This window comes from Mammaliicoccus fleurettii, assembly GCF_003970575.1.
Classification (GTDB): domain Bacteria; phylum Bacillota; class Bacilli; order Staphylococcales; family Staphylococcaceae; genus Mammaliicoccus; species Mammaliicoccus fleurettii.
The window spans coordinates 1-523 of record NZ_RXWZ01000067.1 but is presented as its reverse complement, the minus strand read 5'-3'; the positions used below and the strand labels follow the sequence as shown (position 1 = coordinate 523).

The 523-nt window shown below is 29.1% G+C and carries 1 protein-coding gene; it reads left to right on the top strand.

Features of this window, described 5'->3' with window-relative positions; translation table 11 throughout:
* Positions 1-109 precede the first annotated feature (109 nt).
* Complete coding sequence (locus tag CD129_RS06065) at positions 110-301, top strand: hypothetical protein (protein ID WP_115336970.1); 192 nt, start codon at positions 110-112, stop codon at positions 299-301.
* Positions 302-523: the final 222 nt, after the last annotated feature.

Below are 523 nucleotides of genomic sequence, written 5' to 3'. Positions count from 1 at the left end.
TAATAAAGTTAGAATTCAACAAAAACTAGGCTACTTATCTCCTATAGAATTCAGGAAATTAGCAGCCTAGAAAATAGTGTTTTTATTAAGCTCCCATTTTAGGGGTTCAGTGCCGACATCTATTAAACTCTTTATTATTGTAATAGTAACATGTTATTTGTTACAAGTTACTATTACTTTTGGTATTTTTAGTAACGCTGTTTTAGACGTACTTCAAGAAAAGATTGATAAATGTAAACAAGAAACTCCAAACGACTTAACAGACATTATTGATAAAATTACAACCAACATTTTAAGATAATACGTCTATTACATAATTTTAATGAACACGATTAAAAGGGTTTATTTTTTCAATTTATAGTAATTGTACACTGCGTCTAATTGATATATATTTAACCTATATAAAAAATGGTTCTGTTGCAAAGTAAAAAAGTATAGCTAACCACTAATTTATCATGTCAGTGTTCGCTTAACTTGCTAGCATGATGCTAATTTCGTGGCATGGCGAAAATCCGTAGATCTG